This is a genomic window from Dongia mobilis, assembly GCF_004363235.1.
GTDB classification, from domain to species: Bacteria; Pseudomonadota; Alphaproteobacteria; order Dongiales; family Dongiaceae; genus Dongia; species Dongia mobilis.
Genome location: NZ_SNYW01000007.1, coordinates 390,556 through 408,123 on the forward strand (window position 1 = coordinate 390,556; position 17,568 = coordinate 408,123).

The 17,568-nt window shown below is 64.3% G+C and carries 17 protein-coding genes; 4 read left to right on the forward strand and 13 right to left on the reverse strand.

Translation table 11 applies throughout. The annotated features are described in order from the left end of the window. Window positions 1-5: 5 nt before the first annotated feature. Both A8950_RS07575 and A8950_RS07580 read right to left on the reverse strand, forming a co-directional pair. Window positions 6-1,028, reverse strand: coding sequence for a D-alanine--D-alanine ligase family protein (locus A8950_RS07575; protein WP_208109784.1), 1,023 nt, complete (start codon window positions 1,026-1,028; stop codon window positions 6-8). Beyond that, complete coding sequence (locus A8950_RS07580; RefSeq protein WP_133613022.1) at window positions 1,025-2,062, reverse strand: putative zinc-binding metallopeptidase; 1,038 nt, start codon at window positions 2,060-2,062, stop codon at window positions 1,025-1,027. The genes A8950_RS07575 and A8950_RS07580 overlap by 4 nt, the downstream gene beginning before the upstream one ends. A 187-nt stretch (window positions 2,063-2,249) precedes the next feature. On the opposite strand from A8950_RS07580, the gene A8950_RS07585 reads away from it, so the two are divergent. Continuing rightward, the gene (locus A8950_RS07585; RefSeq protein WP_166645049.1) at window positions 2,250-3,113 is read left to right on the forward strand and encodes an EamA family transporter; all 864 of its coding nucleotides are present in this window, start codon (window positions 2,250-2,252) and stop codon (window positions 3,111-3,113) included. Window positions 3,114-3,148: 35 nt separating this feature from the next. Here A8950_RS07585 and A8950_RS07590 read toward each other — a convergent pair whose 3' ends face one another. The 8 genes from A8950_RS07590 to A8950_RS07625 all read right to left on the reverse strand — a co-directional run bounded on the left by A8950_RS07590 (window position 3,149) and on the right by A8950_RS07625 (window position 9,695). Beyond that, window positions 3,149-3,439: a hypothetical protein gene (locus A8950_RS07590; RefSeq protein ID WP_133613024.1), complete on the reverse strand. Its 291-nt coding sequence runs from the start codon at window positions 3,437-3,439 to the stop codon at window positions 3,149-3,151. A 171-nt stretch (window positions 3,440-3,610) separates the two neighbouring features. Beyond that, on the reverse strand, window positions 3,611-4,090 hold the full coding sequence (locus A8950_RS07595; RefSeq protein WP_133613025.1) for a peptidylprolyl isomerase: 480 nt from the start codon (window positions 4,088-4,090) through the stop codon (window positions 3,611-3,613). Window positions 4,091-4,146: 56 nt separating this feature from the next. Then, window positions 4,147-4,752, reverse strand: coding sequence for an ABC-type transport auxiliary lipoprotein family protein (locus tag A8950_RS07600; RefSeq protein WP_133613026.1), 606 nt, complete (start codon window positions 4,750-4,752; stop codon window positions 4,147-4,149). Continuing rightward, window positions 4,749-5,765, reverse strand: a complete 1,017-nt coding sequence (locus A8950_RS07605) for an MlaD family protein (protein WP_133613027.1) — start codon at window positions 5,763-5,765, stop codon at window positions 4,749-4,751. The genes A8950_RS07600 and A8950_RS07605 overlap by 4 nt, the downstream gene beginning before the upstream one ends. Before the next feature lie 23 nt (window positions 5,766-5,788). Further along, a complete protein-coding gene (locus A8950_RS07610; RefSeq protein WP_243735562.1) occupies window positions 5,789-6,631 on the reverse strand; it encodes an ABC transporter ATP-binding protein in 843 nt (280 codons plus the stop codon). A 4-nt stretch (window positions 6,632-6,635) separates the two neighbouring features. After that, window positions 6,636-7,433, reverse strand: coding sequence for an MlaE family ABC transporter permease (locus A8950_RS07615; RefSeq protein WP_133613028.1), 798 nt, complete (start codon window positions 7,431-7,433; stop codon window positions 6,636-6,638). A 39-nt stretch (window positions 7,434-7,472) separates the two neighbouring features. Continuing rightward, window positions 7,473-7,808, reverse strand: a complete 336-nt coding sequence (locus A8950_RS07620) for an STAS domain-containing protein (RefSeq protein WP_133613029.1) — start codon at window positions 7,806-7,808, stop codon at window positions 7,473-7,475. 3 nt (window positions 7,809-7,811) lie between these two features. After that, on the reverse strand, window positions 7,812-9,695 hold the full coding sequence (locus A8950_RS07625) for an ATP-binding SpoIIE family protein phosphatase (RefSeq protein WP_133613030.1): 1,884 nt from the start codon (window positions 9,693-9,695) through the stop codon (window positions 7,812-7,814). 315 nt (window positions 9,696-10,010) lie between these two features. On the opposite strand from A8950_RS07625, the gene A8950_RS07630 reads away from it, so the two are divergent. Continuing rightward, the gene (locus tag A8950_RS07630) at window positions 10,011-10,763 is read left to right on the forward strand and encodes a response regulator (RefSeq protein ID WP_243735563.1); all 753 of its coding nucleotides are present in this window, start codon (window positions 10,011-10,013) and stop codon (window positions 10,761-10,763) included. On the opposite strand, the gene A8950_RS07635 is transcribed toward A8950_RS07630, so the two are convergent. Further along, window positions 10,764-11,225 carry a MarR family winged helix-turn-helix transcriptional regulator gene (locus A8950_RS07635; protein ID WP_133613031.1) on the reverse strand — a complete coding sequence of 154 codons (462 nt, stop codon included), beginning with the start codon at window positions 11,223-11,225 and terminating at the stop codon, window positions 10,764-10,766. A 269-nt stretch (window positions 11,226-11,494) separates the two neighbouring features. Between A8950_RS07635 and A8950_RS07640 the strand changes: the two genes are divergently transcribed. After that, window positions 11,495-11,920: an organic hydroperoxide resistance protein gene (locus tag A8950_RS07640; protein ID WP_133613032.1), complete on the forward strand. Its 426-nt coding sequence runs from the start codon at window positions 11,495-11,497 to the stop codon at window positions 11,918-11,920. Window positions 11,921-11,993: 73 nt separating this feature from the next. Here A8950_RS07640 and A8950_RS07645 read toward each other — a convergent pair whose 3' ends face one another. Both A8950_RS07645 and A8950_RS07650 read right to left on the reverse strand, forming a co-directional pair. Then, on the reverse strand, window positions 11,994-12,869 hold the full coding sequence (locus A8950_RS07645; protein ID WP_133613033.1) for a sugar phosphate isomerase/epimerase family protein: 876 nt from the start codon (window positions 12,867-12,869) through the stop codon (window positions 11,994-11,996). Between the two features lie 184 nt (window positions 12,870-13,053). Next, window positions 13,054-16,818: a hybrid sensor histidine kinase/response regulator gene (locus A8950_RS07650; RefSeq protein WP_166645050.1), complete on the reverse strand. Its 3,765-nt coding sequence runs from the start codon at window positions 16,816-16,818 to the stop codon at window positions 13,054-13,056. A gap of 481 nt (window positions 16,819-17,299) precedes the next feature. Between A8950_RS07650 and A8950_RS07655 the strand changes: the two genes are divergently transcribed. Further along, window positions 17,300-17,554, forward strand: a complete 255-nt coding sequence (locus A8950_RS07655; RefSeq protein ID WP_133613035.1) for a DUF4212 domain-containing protein — start codon at window positions 17,300-17,302, stop codon at window positions 17,552-17,554. The last annotated feature ends 14 nt before the right edge of the window (window positions 17,555-17,568 follow it).

A 17,568-nucleotide genomic window follows, 5' to 3' on the forward strand; every position in this document is an offset into this window, starting at 1 on the left:
TTACGCTAGGCGGAATGCGCGCGCCGGATGCCGAGGGCGACAATCTTGTTGAGCAGCGTCGCGTAGTCGATGCCGTCATGGGCGGCGGAGGAGGCGAATTCCTCTTCGCGCGCGATCTCCGGGTTGGGGTTGGCCTCGAGGAAATAGGGAACGCCCTCTGCGGTGAGGCGGAAGTCGATGCGGACATAGCCATCGAGTTCCAGCGTACGGCAGATGCGCTTCACGGTCTGGCGGATGCGGGTACGCAGTTCCGGCGAGATGTCCCTGGCGGCGCCCTGCAGGATACCGCGCCGTTCCTGGTAGTCGATGTCGTGCTTGACCCGCTCGGTGGCGATGCGCCGGCGCGCACCACCGGTGTCGCCGAATTCCAGCTCCCATATCGGCAGGACGCGCAGCCGGTCATTGCCGAAGACGCCGACATAAAGTTCGCGCCCATCGATGAACTGCTCGACGATGGCGTCGGTGCCGACCCGCTGGTGGATGAAGGTGACCCGTTCGGCCAGCTTCTCGTCATTGTCGACCAGAGAGGCCTGGGCAATGCCGACCGAAGAATCTTCGGTCAGGCTCTTGACGATCAGGGGAAAGCCGAGCCGCGCCGGGCGGCGTATCTTGCGGCCGATCGGAAAGACGGCGAAGGCGGGCGTCGGGATGCGATGGTAGGACAGCAGCTTTTTCGAGAGCGCCTTGCCGCGTGCCAGCATCAACCCCCTGGAATTGCAGCCGGTATAGGGAATGCGCATCAGCTCGAGATAGCTCGCCACATTCTGGTCATAGGCGGTTTCGCCATGGAACTGCTCGAGCAGGTTGAAGACGACGTCCGGCTTCCATTCCTCGATCGTGTCGCGGATCGGCTTCAACTCGTGCTGCACGCCGAGGGGCAGGACCTCATGGCCGCTACCGCGCAGGGTCGAGACCACATCATATTCGGTTTTCCAGACATGCTTCTCCTTTTCGCTCACTCCCTTGAGGGAATCCGGCGGCAGGAAATCGGGGTGCATCAGCACCAGCACACGCAGTTTCTTCTTCATAGGGCGAACCATTCCCGGCGCGAAGGCGAATAGAGCGAGTGCACGGTCTTGGCGGTCAGCAGCACGGTGAAATCCGTCACCATCTGCCGTTCCGGCCCGGCCGCACGCAGTTTCAGCTGTCGACAGCGGGCGATCATCGCATCGAGCACGGCATCCAGGGTCAACTGGTACTCCCCGGTCCATTGTGCAACCGAGCGGCGGATGCGGGCGCGGTGCCGGCGCAGGAAGGCGGCAGCGGTGGGCGCCCGGCGATGGCGGCCGCCGTCGCTGAAGATGCGCTTGAGATCGCGGTCATAGATGGTCGGAGAATCCGCCACATAGAAACTCTGCTTCTTTTCGTAATGCTCGCCCAGCGTCCGGTTGATCTGGCTCAGCGGGTCGACCTTGTGGCGCCTGGTGAGCAGGGGCTTCTCGCCGGCGATCTCGGCCATCAGTTCGTCGACATAAACCAGCTTCTTGAGCGCCGGCCAGTCGGCATAGCGCTTGCGCCAGTCGGAGCGCGGGCGCAGCCAGACTGCAAAGGTCTCGGCGAAATCCTCGTCCGGATGGCTCTGGGCGTACCACAGGCGAAGATGCTGGACGTAGTTCTTGCTGGCCGGGTTGGGCCGGTAGAAATCGGGATAGCGGGTCGATGAACGGCCGAACAACTCCTGCCAGCGGCGGCGGCGGTGCAGCTGGTAGGCGTGCTGGATCACATGCCCCGCCTCGTGGCGCAGGATGCGCATGCATTCCGGTACCGTGCCGCCTTCGACGTCGATGATCTTCTTGCGCTCGAGCCGCATCAGACGGGGATGCGCGAGGTAGAAGGGGATCGCGATGCCGGGGGTTGTGTCCGGGCTGAACCATTCATCCGAGATCCAGGCATGCGGGCGGATCGAGAGGCCGCGCTGCCCCAGTTCCTGATAGAGATGCTCGAGGCAGCCTTCGAGCCAGGTCCCTTCCACCGTGACCTTGAGGTCCCTGAGGCGGAGCTTCAGGAGCTGGTCGTCCGGCAGGTCTGCCCAGGCGAATTTGCGGACGGCTTTGCGCGGCATGTCACTCCGGGGGCTGCGCGGCAGGATGCCGGACATAGTGCAACGGCCCAGCGGCGCGAGGCAAGCCGTGGAGCGCCGCCGCCCACGCTCCGATGTAGCGGGCCGCAACCTATGCGGTTTTGCCGATGTTGCCATCGAAACAAGCAATTGGGTGGGCGCCGGGGCCTGTGGCATGGTGCCGGCCGCCATGTCCGACCTTTCCCTCACGATGACACTGCTCGTTCTGCTGGCCGCCGTGATGCATGCCGGCTGGAACGTCATGGTCAAGATCGGCAACGACACGCTGCTCAACATGGGGCTTACCATGGGGCTGGCCGGGGTCATCGCCTTGCCCTTTCTTTTCGTGACGGCGATCCCGGACCCGGCAAGCTGGCCCTATCTTCTTGGCTCACTGCTCACCCATCTCGGCTATTACCTGTTCCTGGTGCTGGCCTATCGGCACGGCGAATTGTCGCTGGTCTATCCGATCGCGCGCGGCTCGGCGCCGTTGCTGGTCGCGGTATCGGCCTGGCTGCTGCCGCCGCATGAGGTGCTGGCCGGCTGGCAAATCGCGGGCGTGGCCGCGATCTCCTTCGGCATTCTCAGCCTTGCCGCCGAGAAGCCGCTGACCGGCGCCCACAAATGGGAACCGATCGTGTTCGGCCTGCTGACCGGCCTGTGCATCATGGGCTATACGCTGTGCGACGGCCTCGGCATCCGCCATGCCGGCCCGGCCGAGGCGCAGCAATTCGGCTATATCGCCTGGCTGTTCGCCCTCGATGCGCCGCTGCTGGTGGCCTATTGCCTGTGGCGCCGTGGTATCGGGCCGGCCATGCGATATTGGGGGCGGGGCTGGAAACTGGGCCTGGCCGGCGGCACGCTGTCCGCCGGAGCCTATGGCATCGCGATCTTCGCGATGAAATCCGGTGCCTTCGCCCATGTGAGTGCGCTCAGGGAAACCAGCGTCATCTTTGCCGCGCTGATGAGCGCCTATCTGCTGAAGGAACGCTTCCGCGCCCGGCGTTATGCCTCGGTCAGCCTGGTTGCGCTGGGCGCAGTGCTGCTGCATTAGCAGCGCCCGGACGCGGCGCACCCCCGCTGTGGCGGTCAGTGGGCAGTAATGCCGTCAACCAGTTGGAAGCGGCGCGCGGAGACCAGGGCGGAGACCGCGATCAGCTTGTGCGTGTATGGATCGCTGACATTGCGCAGCGCGACATGGGTGCGGTCGCCGGGCCCGTTAAAGCGCTTTTCGACCCGCCAATGCGCATACATGTGCGCCGGAAGCTTGTCCGAGATCTCGATCAGCACCGAACCCACATCGACCCGGTCCACCTGCTCCTCGGCCAGGATATTCGTGTTGCGGTGCCACGGCAGCCAGTTCAACAACGCGCGCCCCATGTTTCTTCCCCGTTTCTAGCGGCGAGGCGCGGCAGGGTGCCGGCTCGCTCAGTGGTGCCTTCATGGGGGTAGGTTAAGGGCGAGTTCTTAACAAGTGGTTTCGATTTCAGGCCTAACGCATTGACGCGAAAGGCAAGTCTGGCATTTTATCCATCTTTGCCTATTTTGTCCTCATTCGAAGCGGATGTGGTTGATCTCGTCGCCGATCTCTAGGGATTGTAGGACGTCGAGACCCTCGACCACCTGACCGAACACCGTATGCATGCCGTCGAGATGCGGCTGCGGTTCCAGAACCAGAAAAAATTGCGAGCCGCCGGTATCGCGCCCGGCATGGGCCATGGAGAGCGAGCCCTCGACATGCTTGTGCGGGTTGCCCTTGGTTTCGCAGGCGATACGCCAGTCCGGGCCGCCGGTGCCGGTGCCGTGGGGGCAGCCGCCCTGGGCGACGAATCCCGGGATGACACGGTGAAAATTGAGCCCGTCATAGAACTTGTCCTCGGCCAGGACGTAGAAATTGGCGACCGTATTGGGGGCGGCGTCGGGATACATCTCCAGCTTCATGTCGCCCTTGGATGTCGAAATTATGCAGGCAGTCAGCGACTTGATCTTGTCGGCCGGAAGATCGTGAACCTTGAGGGCGCCACGGGACATCAAATTGATCCTTCAGAATAATCGGTTTCGGTCAGTCGGGCGGCGCGGCGCCCATGTCAGGAGCGCTGTGCCACATCGGCCACGAAATCCGCCAGGATCTCGTTAAGCCCGGTATTGAGGGCGTTTACCGCATCGTCGATGTTTTCGCCAGCCGTTTGCTGGTTCGACTGGTACTGGCCCCGGACCAGGATGCGGTCGTCGGACTTGTCGATCAGGGACAGTTCCAGCGCGATCACGCCGCCATAGCTGTCGCCGGCGATCTGCTCCAGGCGCAGGATGCGGCCCTGCAGGCGGTATTGCGAGGCGATGCGCAACTCGCTGGGTACCACCCGATCCGCGATGCCGGCCCGGCTCAGATAGGCGACCAGCTGGTCGCGCAGCATGGCGGGCGGCGGATCGGTCCAATAGGCATAGTTGCGCTGCTCGAGCTTCTGTCCGCCATTGGCCGTGAACAGCAGCGGCCGCTCGCCCAGCACGCCCTCCGACAGCAACGGCGGTACCTCGATGATACCAGCCAGCGGATTGCCGATCGGCGCCGCCTCGCTGCTGGCGGTCAGGCGGAAATACTGCTCCTTTGGCACCGGCGGTGCCGCACCGAAACAGCCGGCCAGCGTCGCCGCCAGCAGGGCGGCAAAGCCGCAGCGAAGAAGGCGCCCGGTCATTGGCTGCCTCCCGTCGGCGACAGGCCGGGATCGGCCGCGGGGCTGCCGCCCGACAGCAGCAGGCCAGGATTCTGGCGGATGAGGCGGCTGAACTCGTTCATGTTGCGGGCCGTTCCGTCGAGGTTGCGGGTGATGGAATCGATGTTCTGCGCTACCGCGCGCAGGACATATTCAAGATCGGCGATGGATTTGTCGACGTTCTTGCGGTTGTCCTGCACAACGCCGTGGATCTGGTCGGCGACGGCGACGATCCTGGCACCCAGCGCCTGCAGGTCGCGGCTTGCCGCCTCGGCATTGGCGGTGGTCCGCTCGATATTGGCCAGGGAATTGTCGACCGCGGCCATGTTTTTCTCCGACAGCAGCCGGTCGATCTTGGCCATCTCGACATTTAGCTGCGTGGTGAAGGTCTCGACATTGCCGACAATGGCGGGCGTCTTGGTCTCAACTTCGCTGGCGATGTTGTTGAGCGAACCCAGCAGATCCCTGATATTCGTCTCGGTGGTGTTGCCGACGCGCTCGATGATGTCGCCGATCTTGGCGACCAGCGGTTTCAACGAGGATTGCGACAGATCGCCGATCTCGGCCGCTACATCGGCCATCAGCGAGAACATGTCAGCGGAACGGCCGCCGGCAATCTCGCCACCCGGCTCGATCGCCGTCGCGGTATTGCTACCCCTGATTTCGATGGTCTTGGCGGCGAGAAAACTGGAAGCCGCAATGCGCGCCACCGAATCCGTCGGGAACTGCCAGCCCTGCTGCACCGAGATATGCAGGCGGAAGCGATAGCGGCCATCGGCAAGCTCGGGCTTGATCGCCTCGACCTGCCCGACCGGGAAGCCGGCATAGCGCACCAGCGTGCCGTATTTCACGTCGGTGACGTCATCCAGCACGATGGAGTACTGGTCGGTCGGTCCGGTCCGGCCGGCCAGCATCGACAGCACCACGACCAGGGCGACGATCATCGCGGCGACAAACACGCCGACGACCGTGTAGTTCAGGAAATGGCTTCGCATTTGGCTGCTGACTCCCCCATGCGCTAATCGCCAGCCAGGCGGCGCAGATATTCGGTTGGATCGAGATCGATCTGTTCGGAACGGCGGTGCAGCAGGTTCTGCACTCGCTCGTTCGGCGAATTGCGCACCGCCTCGACACGGTCGCTGATCAGGATGTGTCCCTTGTCGAGAATGGTGATGCGGTCGGCGATCTTGAAGGCGCTCTCGACGTCGTGACTTACCACCACGACCGAGATGTCCATGGCATCGCGCAGTTTCAGGATAAGGTCGTCGAGCGCCGAGGAGACGACGGGGTCGAGGCCCGAGGAAGGCTCGTCGAGGAACACCAGCTTTGGGTCCATGACGATGGCGCGCGCAATCGAGGCGCGCTTCATCATGCCGCCGGAAAGATCGGACGGCATCAAGTGGCCGAAGCCGGAGAGGTTACATACCTCCAGCTTCATATTGGCCATGATGTCCATGGTACGCTCCTCGAGATCGGTCAGCTCGCGCAGCGGCAGCTTCACGTTCTCGGCCACCGAGAGCGAGGAAAAGAGGGCGCCGAACTGGAAGGCGACGCCGATGCGGCGCTTCAGGTCGAGGAGCTTGCGGCCCTTCAGCTGGCCGAGGTCGCGGCCCAGCAGGCGGACGCGGCCCGGCTGCGGCGGCATCAGGCCGACCAGGTGCCGCAGCAACGTGGTCTTGCCGGAGCCGGAACCGCCCATGATCACCATGATCTCGCCTTCGCGCACGTCGAGATCGATGTCGAAAAGCACCTGACGCGTGCCGAAGGAAAAGTCGAGATGGTCGACCTCGATCACCTTCGGGCGGGAACGGAGTTCCTCGGCGCTGGGGCGGTTGGCGGCGGTCATGATGGGCGACGTCATCGGCTCACCGCGTTGTCATATAGGCAAAGACCATGTCGGCAACGACGATCAGCGTCACCGAGAGGACGACCGATCGGGTGGTGACGCGTCCGACACCCTCCGCCCCGCCCTTGACCAGCGATCCGTTCACCACCCCGACCAGGGCGATGATGATGCCGAACAGCGCCGCCTTGCCGAGGCCGTGCCAGACGTCTTCGGTCTTGAGGATATCCATCGTGTCGTTGAGATAGGCGCCGAAGGACTGGTTGAGCTCGGCCGAGACATAGAGGCCGGCGGCGAGGATCGAGACCAGATTGGCCCACATGGCCAGACACGGCATCATGATGACAAGCGCGATGAGTACCGGCGAGACGAGGAAGCGGACCGGGTTGATGCCCATCACCATCAGGGCGTCGACCTCCTGGTTAATGTTCATGGTGGCGAGTCTCGCCGCGATCGCCGAGCCGGAGCGACCAGCCACCAGGATGCCCATGATCATCGGGCTGAACTCGCGCACCACCGAGAGGGCGATGCCGATATAGGCATAGGCCTCGGCGCCGAACAGGCCGAGGCTGTAGAGACTCTGGATTGCCAGCATCAGGCCGATCGTGGCGGCGAGCAGGGTGGCGATGGGCATGGCGGCGACGCCGATTTCGGCCATTGCCGCCATGACGGAATTCAGGCGCACCGGCTGACGCTGGCGCCAACCGGTCAGGGTCCAGTAGATCGCCTCGCAGAAGAGCGCCGCGGCATAGCCCATCTCGTCGAGGCCCGCGATCGTACGCCGGCCGATCTGCTCGAATATCTTGGCTGGATTTGCCATTGGCTGCGGTCTCGCTCCGGTCCCTGCTCAGGCCCGGAATCAGGGCCTGGCCGCGATCGCCGAGGCGATGTCGGGGTGAATGGAAAACACCTTGTCGAGCCGCGCCAGTTCGAGGACGCGGAGCGCCCGCGCACTGACCGCCACCAGGCTCAACTCGTTCTTCTGCTTGCGCGCGACCTGCAGGCCTTCGACCAGGCTGGCGATGCCGGATGAATCGATGTAGCTGACCGCCGACAGGTCGACCAGCACATCCTTCTTGTGCTTCAGCGCGGCGAGCAGCGCCTTGCGCACGTCCCCGGCATTCTCGAGGTCGATTTCACCGGACAGGGCGATCACAGTGCGCCCCTGTTCCTCTTTGATACTGGTTACCGTCATCCCCTAGATCCGATCCTTGCTGTCCATGCCGACACCCGGTTTGCCCCGCGGCGAATCCGACCCGCCCCCGGAATCCGGCGAGACGCCAGAATCCGGCGGGACGCCAGCCGGGCTGTCGCCCACCGTCTCCGGCCCGGTACGCCGCCGCTTGACCAATTCCAGCAGATTCCCTTCCCCGTCCGGCAGGGGAATGAAACTGGCATCGTCCATGATGGCCCGGATGAAATGCGTCCCCAATCCCCCGGGCCGCACCTCGTCGAGCGGCCGCGGCTCTATCTTAGCCGCATCGACCCGCGGTGCAAAATCCCGCAGCCGCAGCATGATTCCATCCGGCAGGCGGTGCACGGCCAGGGTGATCTCGCCCTTCTTGCCGCTGCCATAGGCGTGGATCATGATGTTCTCGACGGCCTCGCCGGCTGCCAGCAGCAGGTCCTGGATTTCATCTTCGTCAAAGCGGCAGGCGCGCGCCGCGGCGCGCAGCGAGGCACGCATCAACTTCAGGCGGCTGGGTTCGGCCATGAAGCTGAGGCCGAACAGGAACTCGGCCTCGGTCGGCGCCGCCGGGTCGCCGCGATGGTCGCGCTGAAAGGCGCGGCCGGCAGTGCAATCGTCGATCGCCAGCAGGGTCAGGTCGTCCCTCGCCTGCCAGCCGCCCTGGTCCAGCTCGCGCAGCACCGCATCCAGTCGCTGTGCGATCGGCTTGTGCTGGGCGTTGTCGAGCAGCAGGTTGAGTCCGTCGGTACCCAATTCCTCCTCGCCATAGCGGAACTCGGTGAGGCCGTCGGAGAAGGCGACGAACAGGCCGCCGTTGAGGTTGATCTCGTGATCGACGAATTGCGCGTCGCTGACGATACCGAGCGGCGGTGCGTCCGGCGCCACCGTCTCGTATAGCCGGTCCGGGAATTTGATCAGGGGCGGCAGATGCCCGGCATTGGCATAGCGCAGGAGCCCCGTGGCCGGTTCGTAGAGGCCAGCCAGCATGGTGCAGAACATGCCGCGGCTGGTGGTCTCGCAGATCTCGCGATTGAGGATCGAGAGCAGCCGCGCCGGGTCGCGGATAGTCTTGCCGAGGCAGCGGAAGAGGCTAGCCGTCTTGGCCATCAGGAGGGCCGCGTTCATGCCCTTGCCGGATACATCGCCAAGAGCAAATGCGATGGTGCCGTCGGGCAGTTCAAAATAGTCATAGAAATCGCCGGATACCTCGCGGATCGGCCGATTGATGCCGCAGATCGGCAGGTCGGAATCGACGCCGGGCAGCAAGCTGCGCTGGATCTCGGAGGCGAGTTCCAGCTCGCGCTTGATGCGCTCCTGTTCCAGCAACTGGTCGGCGAGGCGTGCATTGGAAATGGCGAGCGCCGCGGCGTTCGCCATCACCTGCAGCATGTTGCTGTCGCGCGCGTCGAAGGGGTGGCCGGAGCGCTTGTTGAGGACCTGGACGGCGCCGATCAGCTTTTCGCCCACCCGCATCGGTGCGCACAGGACCGAACGCGTATGAAAGCCGGTCCGCTGGTCCGCCGCCTTGAAGAAACTTCTGTCCTCATAGGCATCTTCGACCGCAATCAGGCGATCCTCGGCGACGGTCCGGCCGACGATGCCTTGGCCCAGTGGTACCGTGAGGCCGTCGATCTTTACCGGACCGGCACTGGCGCGGCAGATCAGCTGGCTTCCGGCATCGTCGATCAGAAACAACGAGCCGGCTTCCGTTTCCAGCAACTGAATGATGGAACCGAGGGCCTGTCGGACGGTCGCATCGACATTGAGGGAGGCGGCAAATGAACGCGCCAGCGATGCGGCGAAATCGAGCGCGCTGGAATCGCCGGGCTGGACGCTGCCGGCGTCGATGGTGCGGTCCGTGTTATTGCCCGTGTCGGATATGGAACTGGCCATTCGCTTGCTTGCCGCCGGTCGCTGCTCGCTGGATCAAAGTCGTATTTCTGCCTGCTGTTCCCGATTCTGTGTGCCACGCCGGTCCAGCGGGCGCACTCTACAGTGCAGTTCCGCGACGCAGCAACCGAGGTGGCCGGAAGCGCGGTGTCGGTTTGCCGGTCAAGCGACCGGGGTCACATTGCCCGCTGATTTCATGCTGCGCTGCAAAAAGATCAAAAATCGACATATGGTGGTCCGCGCTTTCGATCTGCGACCACTTGTGTATTCTGGATGCCAACAAGACGAACGGACGCGGCAAGCGTCGTGGTGGGAGGCGTGGCATTGGGGGACATGCAGGTGGCCGGGCCAGACGACACGGAAACGCAGGGCGCCGCCGGGATGGTCGGACCGGCCGCTGCGGCAGGGTTGTCCTTTGTCGTCGCCGACGATCACCCGATGGTGCGCGATGCCCTGGCCCTGGCCCTGGCCGGCGCCTTTCCAGGGGCGCGCATTGCCCAGGCCGGATCCCTGGCGGAGACCCAGGCGGCACTGGACGCTGGCGGCGAGGTCGATCTCGTCATTCTCGATCTCGACATGCCGGGCATGCTTGGCCTTTCGGGCCTCGCTGCCTTGCGCAACGCCCATCCCAGCGTACCGGTAGCGATCGTCTCGGCAACGACCAACCCGGCGGCGATGCGCCAGGCGATTACCATGGGGGCGGCCGGGTTCATTCCCAAGCTGGCGGCGGCAGACCGCTTCGTCGAAGCCGTGCAGGCGATCCTGGCCGGTGCCGTCTGGCTGCCGGAGGATGCACATGGCGAGACGGTGGCCGACCCCGACCAGGACCTGGCGCGTCGGGCCGCGCAACTGACGCCGCAGCAGCATCGCGTATTGTCGCTGATGGTCGAGGGCAAGGCGAACAAGCTGATCGCCTACGAGATGCAGATCAGCGAGCCGACCGTAAAGGCTCATGTGACCGAAATCCTGCGAAAGCTCGGGGTCAGTTCACGCACCCAGGCGGTGATCCTGGCACAGCGCCTCGCCCCCGGCCCGACCCCCTTGGCCCAAACGGCCACAGCGCCGGATTGATCACGGCCGGTTGGTGGAGGCGGTGTCGGCGGCCGCGGCGAGCGAGTCCCGCAGCAGGTTGATCTGGCGGCGCAAATGGGCGATCTCCGGTACCTCCCGGCCGATCGCCTCGGCTACTTGGCGCGGAATGTCGTGCGCCGCCTCGCGCAAGGTGCGCCCCGCGGGTGTCAGGCCAATGCGGACCTGTCGCTCGTCGGCCGCGTCGCGCGTGCGGGTCACCAGCCGGGCGCTTTCCAGCCGCTTCAGCAGCGGCGTCAGCGTACCGGAATCGAGCTGCAGCCGGCCGCCGATCTCCTTCACCGTCACCTGGTCGGCTTCCCACAGGACCAGCATCACCAGATATTGCGGATAGGTAATGCCGAGCGGGGCCAGCAAGCGCTTGTAGAAATGGTTGAAGGCATGCGCCGTCGAATAGACTGAGAAGCAAAGCTGCTCGGATAGCTGAAGCGGGTCCTTGGGCATGATCTACCGCCATCCTTGGCTGGGGAAGTGGCGCATTGTTGCGCGCGGTCAGCCCGGCGATCGCATCGCCAGAACGGACAATCTAATGCCTTGCAACCACCGAAGTAATATATTGCGCAAAATATAATTGCGCAATCCAGACATGTCGTTGCTGCATGGATTATTGCATTGTGCACAATTTAATAGCTATCTATCTATATCGCAGACGACGGAGCCGAGGCCCGGCGCGACAGCAAATCCTCACTCACAACGCCAATCAGGAGAAAATCATGAGCGTGAACGTCCTCTATCGGACCAAGGCGACCGCGACGGGTGGTCGCGACGGCAAGTCCCAGACAGCCGACGGGGCGCTGAGCGTCAACCTGTCGACGCCGAAGGAACTGGGCGGCGCCGGCGGTGCCGGCAACAACCCCGAGCAACTCTTCGCCGCGGGTTATGCCGCCTGTTTTCTGGGCGCCATGAAGTTCGTGGCCTCGCAAGATGGCCCCAAGGTGCCAGTCGATGCGACGGTGACGGCGGAAGTCGGTATCGGTCCACGGGCAGCCGGGGGCTTCGGCCTTGAGGTGGCGCTTGAGATTTCGCTGCCGGGAGTGGCCAAGGCCGAAGCCGAGGCGCTGGTCGAGAAGGCGCATCAGGTTTGCCCCTACTCGAATGCGACCCGCAACAATATCGATGTGAAGCTTGGCGTGAAGTAAGCAGACTGGTGGCGTGAAACTGAGCCACATGCGGGGCGCGGTCGGATCAAACGGCCGCGCCCCCTCGTCCTGCCTATTGGCGCAGTTGTGCTTCGCGCGCTGCCTTCAGATTGGCGCGGATGAAATCGCGGGCGTGGCCGGCGAGGTCGCGGGAATCTTCCCACAAGTTCCGCCAGATGGCGAGTATGCCGGACAGCCTCGGGTCGACCACGGTCGAGGAGAAACTCTCGAAGGTGATGGGGCCGCGGTAATCGAGCCTGGCAAGGCCACGGAAGACCTTGTCGAAATCGATGTTGCCGGCACCCAGATAGCCGCGGTTTGACTCGCCGATATGAAAATAGCCGAGATCCGCACCGGCAGTCAGGATCGCCTGCTCGATGTCGTTCTCCTCGATGTTCATGTGATAGGTGTCGAGATGCACCTTTACATTCGGTGCGTCGATCCGGCGGCAGAAATCCACCGCCTGGCGGGCGGTATTGAGCACATTGCTCTCATATCTGTTCACCACCTCGAGGCCAATAGTGATACTGCTCGCGGCGGCCCGCCCCGCGATGCGACGCAGGACGTCGACCGAGTTTTCCACCCCTCGTGGCGTCGCCGGCACGGCATATTTCTGGAAACCGGAATAGAGGATGCCGCACATATGCGTCCCGCCGATATCGCGCGTGACGGCGAGGGCGTCATTGAGAACCTTCTCGCCGCGCGTCACCTTGTCCGCATCTTCGCTCGAGATATCGGCCTCGCCGTCGAGGCCCAGCGAGACCGTGATACCCAGCCCGCTGGCCTCGACCAGCCTGCGGGTCAAGGTGACATCGATGGCGGCGGGGTCGAGTGCAGGAATTTCGATGAGGTCATAACCCAGTTCGGCCGTCCGCTCCACGGCCAGCGCGGCTTCGCGCGGATTCCAGCCGCCGGTCCAGACCAATGCGTGCACCCCAAGCTTGTTCATTGCTGCGACTCCGGTTGAGTAGAACAGGGCGGCACGTTAATGCCACGGCCATGGCCATGCCATCCCGTTCTGGGGGCATCCGCTCCATCCGGGAGGGTCCGCTCCCGGCGACATGGTCGAGAACGGTGGCGAGGAGCATCGTTGCATTTCCAGAAAACCCATGGACGCCCCCGGAGCGGCGCTGTCAGGCGGCGGCTCGCTGGGCGATGAGGGCGCGCAGTTTTGCGGGTTTCACCGGTTTGTGCAGGACGTCGAGGCCGAGTCCGCGCGCGCGCAGCACCATCGCCGGGTCGCGGTTGGCGGTGATGAGGACACTTGGTACATGCGGTCCCCAGGCGGCTCGCAACCTTTCGATCTCGGCAAGGCCGTCCGCCTGCTCGTCCCCCAGGTGCAGGTCGATCAGCAGCAGGTCCGGCGCGGACGCGCGTGCAGCCGTCTGTGCGAGGGCGTCGTCGGCACTGTCCGCGGTCACCACCTCGCAGCCCCAGCTTTCCAGCAGGATCTGCATGCCTTCGCGTACCTGTGCCTCGTCGTCGATGCAGACGACGAAGGGCGATTTCGCAAGGATCCCGGCCTGGACCGGGTTCGGCAATCTGTCGGCGGCGGAAGCCGCCGCGCCGGGTGTCGCCAGCGGCACGTCGATCGAGAAGGCAGCACCCTTGCCCGGCATCGACACCAGATCGCGCCGATGGCCCAGCATGCGCGCGATCCGGTCGACGATGGCAAGGCCGAGGCCAAGGCCGCGGTCACCGGTACCCGAATGCCGCTGCAAGCGGATGAATTCCCGGTAGATCACGCCGTGCTGCTCGGTGGCGATGCCGGGGCCATTGTCGCGCACTTCGATGCGCAGCTGGTTGCCGAGGCGCCGGCAGCCGATGAGAACGCGCGGTCGGCTCGATTTTCCGCGGCCGTAGCGGATCGCGTTCGACAGGTAGTTCTGCAGCACACGCCGCAGCAGTGCCGCATCGGTCTTCACCCAGGCGGAACTCTCGACCATGCGCAGTTCCATGCCGTCGCGTTCGGCCAAAGGCGTGAATGCCTCGTAGAGCGACCGCAGCAGCGGCCCGATCGCGATGTCGCGCGGCTCCGCCTTGATGGCGCCGGAATCGAGCTTGGCAATGTCGAGCAGGGCATCGAGCAGGGCCTCTACCGAGGACAGGCCGAGGTCAACCTTGGCGACCAACTCGTCCTCCGGATGCCGCTCGGCCAGCGCCGCGGCGAAGAGGCGCGCGGCATGCAACGGCTGCAGCAGGTCGTGGCTGGCGGCGGCGATGAAGCGCGTCTTGTCGATATTGGCCTCTTCGGCCCGCGCGCGCGCCGTTTCCAGTTCGGCCGTGCGCAAGGCGACGCGCCGCTCCAACCCTTCGTTGGCATTGCGCAGCGCGGCCTCGGCCTGGCGACGCTCGGTGATGTCGACATAGAGCAGGAAGAATCCCAGCACCTGGCCGCTTTCGTCGACATGCGGAATGTAGGTGCCTCGCGCGACCTCGATATTGCTGTCATTGGTCGGGAATTCGATCTCGAATACCTGCGGCCGACCCTCCAGCACCGCGTCAACATAGGGCTTCAGCTGGCGATAGCGAGACTCGCCCAGTATCTCCGAGACCAGCCTGCCGTCGGTCTCGCCGGCGGCCACCTTCAGCGCCGCCTGATAGGGCCGGTTGGTGAAGCGGTAGCGGCGCTCACGGTCGATATAGGCGATGAGCACCGGCACGTTGTCGGTGACGATGCGGATGCGCCGCTCGCTGTCGCGCAGTGCCTCCGCCGCGCGCACCCGCTCGGTCACGTCGTTGGCGGTAACCACGATGCCACCACCCGACAGCGGATCGACGCGCAATTCGGTGACACCGCCATCGGCCAGTTTGAATTCGCGCATGGTCGGCTGTTTCTGGTCCAGCGCGGCCGCGAGCGACGGAATATGGGCGGGCAGGGTGGCCAGGTTGACGCCGACCTCGAGACTGGCGGGATCGAGGTCGGTCAAGATGGCAAAGCGCTCGTTCCAGACTTCGAGCTTGCCGGTTGAATCGAACACCGCGAGGCCCAGGCCCATGTGATCCAGCGTGCGGCGCAGCAGGTCGGCATTGTAGCGGATCGCGGCGGTCGCCTCGTCCAGCATCTCGCGGATACTGCCTGGCATCCACAGGCTACCCGGCATCCACAGGCTCTTGCGCCGGGCAGTATTGACGACAACCCGGGCCGAGGCGGCACCGATCGTACCCGACAGCAGCCGCTCGGTAAATTCGACCGCCGCGGCGCCGGTGAGCACGAGGCCGCGGAAGGCCTCCTCGGCCCGTTCCGGCCCGATAAAACGCGCCGCCAGTTCCCTAAGCTGGTCGATTTCGCTGCGCGGCGTGCCGGCCGGTGGACGCTTCGAGGCCGGTTCGTCGCCGCCGACGAAAGCTATCGCCTGTTGCCGGTCCCGTGCCAGCGGCCGCGCCAGGAAGGACCCCAGGACCAGAAGGGCCACATTGACGATCATGCCGACGACAAAACCACGCACCAGCGGATCGAACCAGGCCAGCGGGCCCCAGGGTGGCAGCGTCGCCATCTCGCTCGGCTGGATGGTCGGCCACAGGATGGTCCAGAACCAGACGATGAAGCCGCCGATCAGCCCGGCAATCACACCAAAGCGATGGGCCCGACGCCAGAACAGGCCGATCAGCAGCGGCGGCGCGAAATTGGCGACGGCGCAGAAGGAGATGAGGCCGATGGTCACCAGCGGCAGCAGACCGGCGATGGTGCGGTAATAGGCATAGGCGGCAAGCAGCACGACCACCACGGCGAGGCGGCGCACCAGCAGGCCGATCTGGCCGAAATGCGCGCCACCGGGCCGGCCGCGCCGCAGCAGCCAGGGCATCACCAACTCGTTGCTGACCATGCCCGAGAGCGCCATGCAGGCGACCGCCACCATGCTGGTCGCCGCCGATAGGCCGCCGATAAAGATAAAGGCGGTCAGCCAGTCGGCGCCGACTGAATTGGGCAGGGTGAGGACATAAAAATCGGGTGCGAATTGGCCGTCGAGGCGGACCAGCCCGGCCAGGGCGACCGGTATGACGAAGATATTGATGAGCAGGAGATAGAGCGGGAAGGTCCAGCGGGCGAGGCCAAGGCTCCCCGGGTGATCGTGCTCGACGACGGCGACATGGAACTGGCGCGGCAGGCACAGGAAGGCAAAGCCGGAAAGTACGGTCAGCGCGACCCAGTTGGCGTTGACGCTGGGCTCGACGATCGCCTGATAGGCCGGCAGCGACGCAGCCGCGGCAAAGAGATCGCCGGGCCCCTCGAACATCCACCAGACCACGAACACGCCGCCCGCCAGCAGCGCCACCAGCTTGACCAGGGATTCGATCGCGATCGCCAGCATCATGCCGCGATGCTGTTCGCTGGCTTCGACATGGCGCACCCCGAACAGGATGGTGAACGCCACCATCAGCAGCGTCACGATGAGCGCGCTGTCCTCCCAGATCGGGAGGAGCGCCGGGTCCTGCGCCGCATCGACCTCCTTGCCCGACAGGGCCTCGAAGCTGAAGGAGACGGCCTGGAGCTGCAGGGCGATATAGGGCATGGCGCCGACCACCGCGATCAGCGTTGCCAGGACGGCGACGGCGCGGCTGCGGCCGTAGCGGGCACCCAGGAAATCCGCAACCGAGGTGACGTTCTGCTGTTTCGCAACTGCAACAATGCGCAACAGCACCGGCCAGGCGAGCAGGATCACCAGGGCCGGGCCGACATAGATCAGGATGAAATCGAGGCCGTTCGTGACGGCGCGGCCGACCGATCCGTAATAGGTCCAGGACGTGCAGTAAATTGCCAGCGACAGGGCATAGATGACCGGTCCGAGCCGGCCGCGCGACCAGCGCACCGCGTGTCGCTCGCCGGCATGGGCGATGACAAAGAGCAGGCCGAGATAGGCCAGCGAAAGGGCCAGGATGATGCTGCTCTGCGACATGACGCCATTCATTAACGCACGGTCTCTTTCCCCTTGTCTATTCGGCCTAAGTCGCTACGACGAAAGTCGGGGGTCCATTCGAAGGACTGTAAGCATATGACAAAAACTGGGACACGGTGCCAATCGGTAAATGGGGCCGAGTCGCATGTCAGCTGCTTCGCCGGCGTGCAAGGACTGATCGAACGTGCCGCGACTCCGTCAGCTCTGCTAGGCTGGGTCGATAAGAAGAACGAGGGCATGTCGGGAACTTCGGGAGAGACCGCTTCCCAAGGGGACGGTCAAGCAAGTGCTTAATCGGCGACCGCGGCACAGAAAGTCACCTTGTGCCGACGCCAAACTGGGGGAGTAGCCGCATCGGCCACAGCGGGGGATCACCCCGAATCCGGCAGGAAATCCAGCAGGCGCGAAGTTGCGTCACGCAGTGGTCGATCGGTTGATGCCTAAACTTACGTCAAAACGGGAGGGATTGGCCGTGAGTCAAATGTCCGCAGAAAATCGCCAGGGGCACTGGCGCAAGACCAGAAGGCTGATGTTCGTTCATCTCGCGATCTGGTTCGTCTTCGCCTATCTGATCCAATGGTTCGCGAGCGACCTCAACCAGTTCCGCTTCCTGGACTTTCCGGTCGGGTACTACATGGCGGCCCAGGGTTCGCTATACGCCTTCGTGATCCAGCTCTTCATCTTCGTGAAGCAACAGGACGCGATCGACCGTGAATTTGGCGTCGCAGAAGAATAAGGGGGAGGACGCGC

What these genes read in the sequence shown, in the direction of transcription:
- A8950_RS07575 (WP_208109784.1), bottom strand. Translation starts at nt 1,028, where the DNA reads ATGAAGAAGAAACTGCGTGTGCTGGTGCTGATGCACCCCGATTTCCTG.
- A8950_RS07580 (WP_133613022.1), bottom strand. Translation starts at nt 2,062, where the DNA reads ATGCCGCGCAAAGCCGTCCGCAAATTCGCCTGGGCAGACCTGCCGGAC.
- A8950_RS07585 (WP_166645049.1), top strand. Translation starts at nt 2,250, where the DNA reads ATGTCCGACCTTTCCCTCACGATGACACTGCTCGTTCTGCTGGCCGCC.
- A8950_RS07590 (WP_133613024.1), bottom strand. Translation starts at nt 3,439, where the DNA reads ATGGGGCGCGCGTTGTTGAACTGGCTGCCGTGGCACCGCAACACGAAT.
- A8950_RS07595 (WP_133613025.1), bottom strand. Translation starts at nt 4,090, where the DNA reads ATGTCCCGTGGCGCCCTCAAGGTTCACGATCTTCCGGCCGACAAGATC.
- A8950_RS07600 (WP_133613026.1), bottom strand. Translation starts at nt 4,752, where the DNA reads ATGACCGGGCGCCTTCTTCGCTGCGGCTTTGCCGCCCTGCTGGCGGCG.
- A8950_RS07605 (WP_133613027.1), bottom strand. Translation starts at nt 5,765, where the DNA reads ATGCGAAGCCATTTCCTGAACTACACGGTCGTCGGCGTGTTTGTCGCC.
- A8950_RS07610 (WP_243735562.1), bottom strand. Translation starts at nt 6,631, where the DNA reads ATGACGTCGCCCATCATGACCGCCGCCAACCGCCCCAGCGCCGAGGAA.
- A8950_RS07615 (WP_133613028.1), bottom strand. Translation starts at nt 7,433, where the DNA reads ATGGCAAATCCAGCCAAGATATTCGAGCAGATCGGCCGGCGTACGATC.
- A8950_RS07620 (WP_133613029.1), bottom strand. Translation starts at nt 7,808, where the DNA reads ATGACGGTAACCAGTATCAAAGAGGAACAGGGGCGCACTGTGATCGCC.
- A8950_RS07625 (WP_133613030.1), bottom strand. Translation starts at nt 9,695, where the DNA reads ATGGCCAGTTCCATATCCGACACGGGCAATAACACGGACCGCACCATC.
- A8950_RS07635 (WP_133613031.1), bottom strand. Translation starts at nt 11,225, where the DNA reads ATGCCCAAGGACCCGCTTCAGCTATCCGAGCAGCTTTGCTTCTCAGTC.
- A8950_RS07640 (WP_133613032.1), top strand. Translation starts at nt 11,495, where the DNA reads ATGAGCGTGAACGTCCTCTATCGGACCAAGGCGACCGCGACGGGTGGT.
- A8950_RS07645 (WP_133613033.1), bottom strand. Translation starts at nt 12,869, where the DNA reads ATGAACAAGCTTGGGGTGCACGCATTGGTCTGGACCGGCGGCTGGAAT.
- A8950_RS07650 (WP_166645050.1), bottom strand. Translation starts at nt 16,818, where the DNA reads ATGTCGCAGAGCAGCATCATCCTGGCCCTTTCGCTGGCCTATCTCGGC.
- A8950_RS07655 (WP_133613035.1), top strand. Translation starts at nt 17,300, where the DNA reads ATGTCCGCAGAAAATCGCCAGGGGCACTGGCGCAAGACCAGAAGGCTG.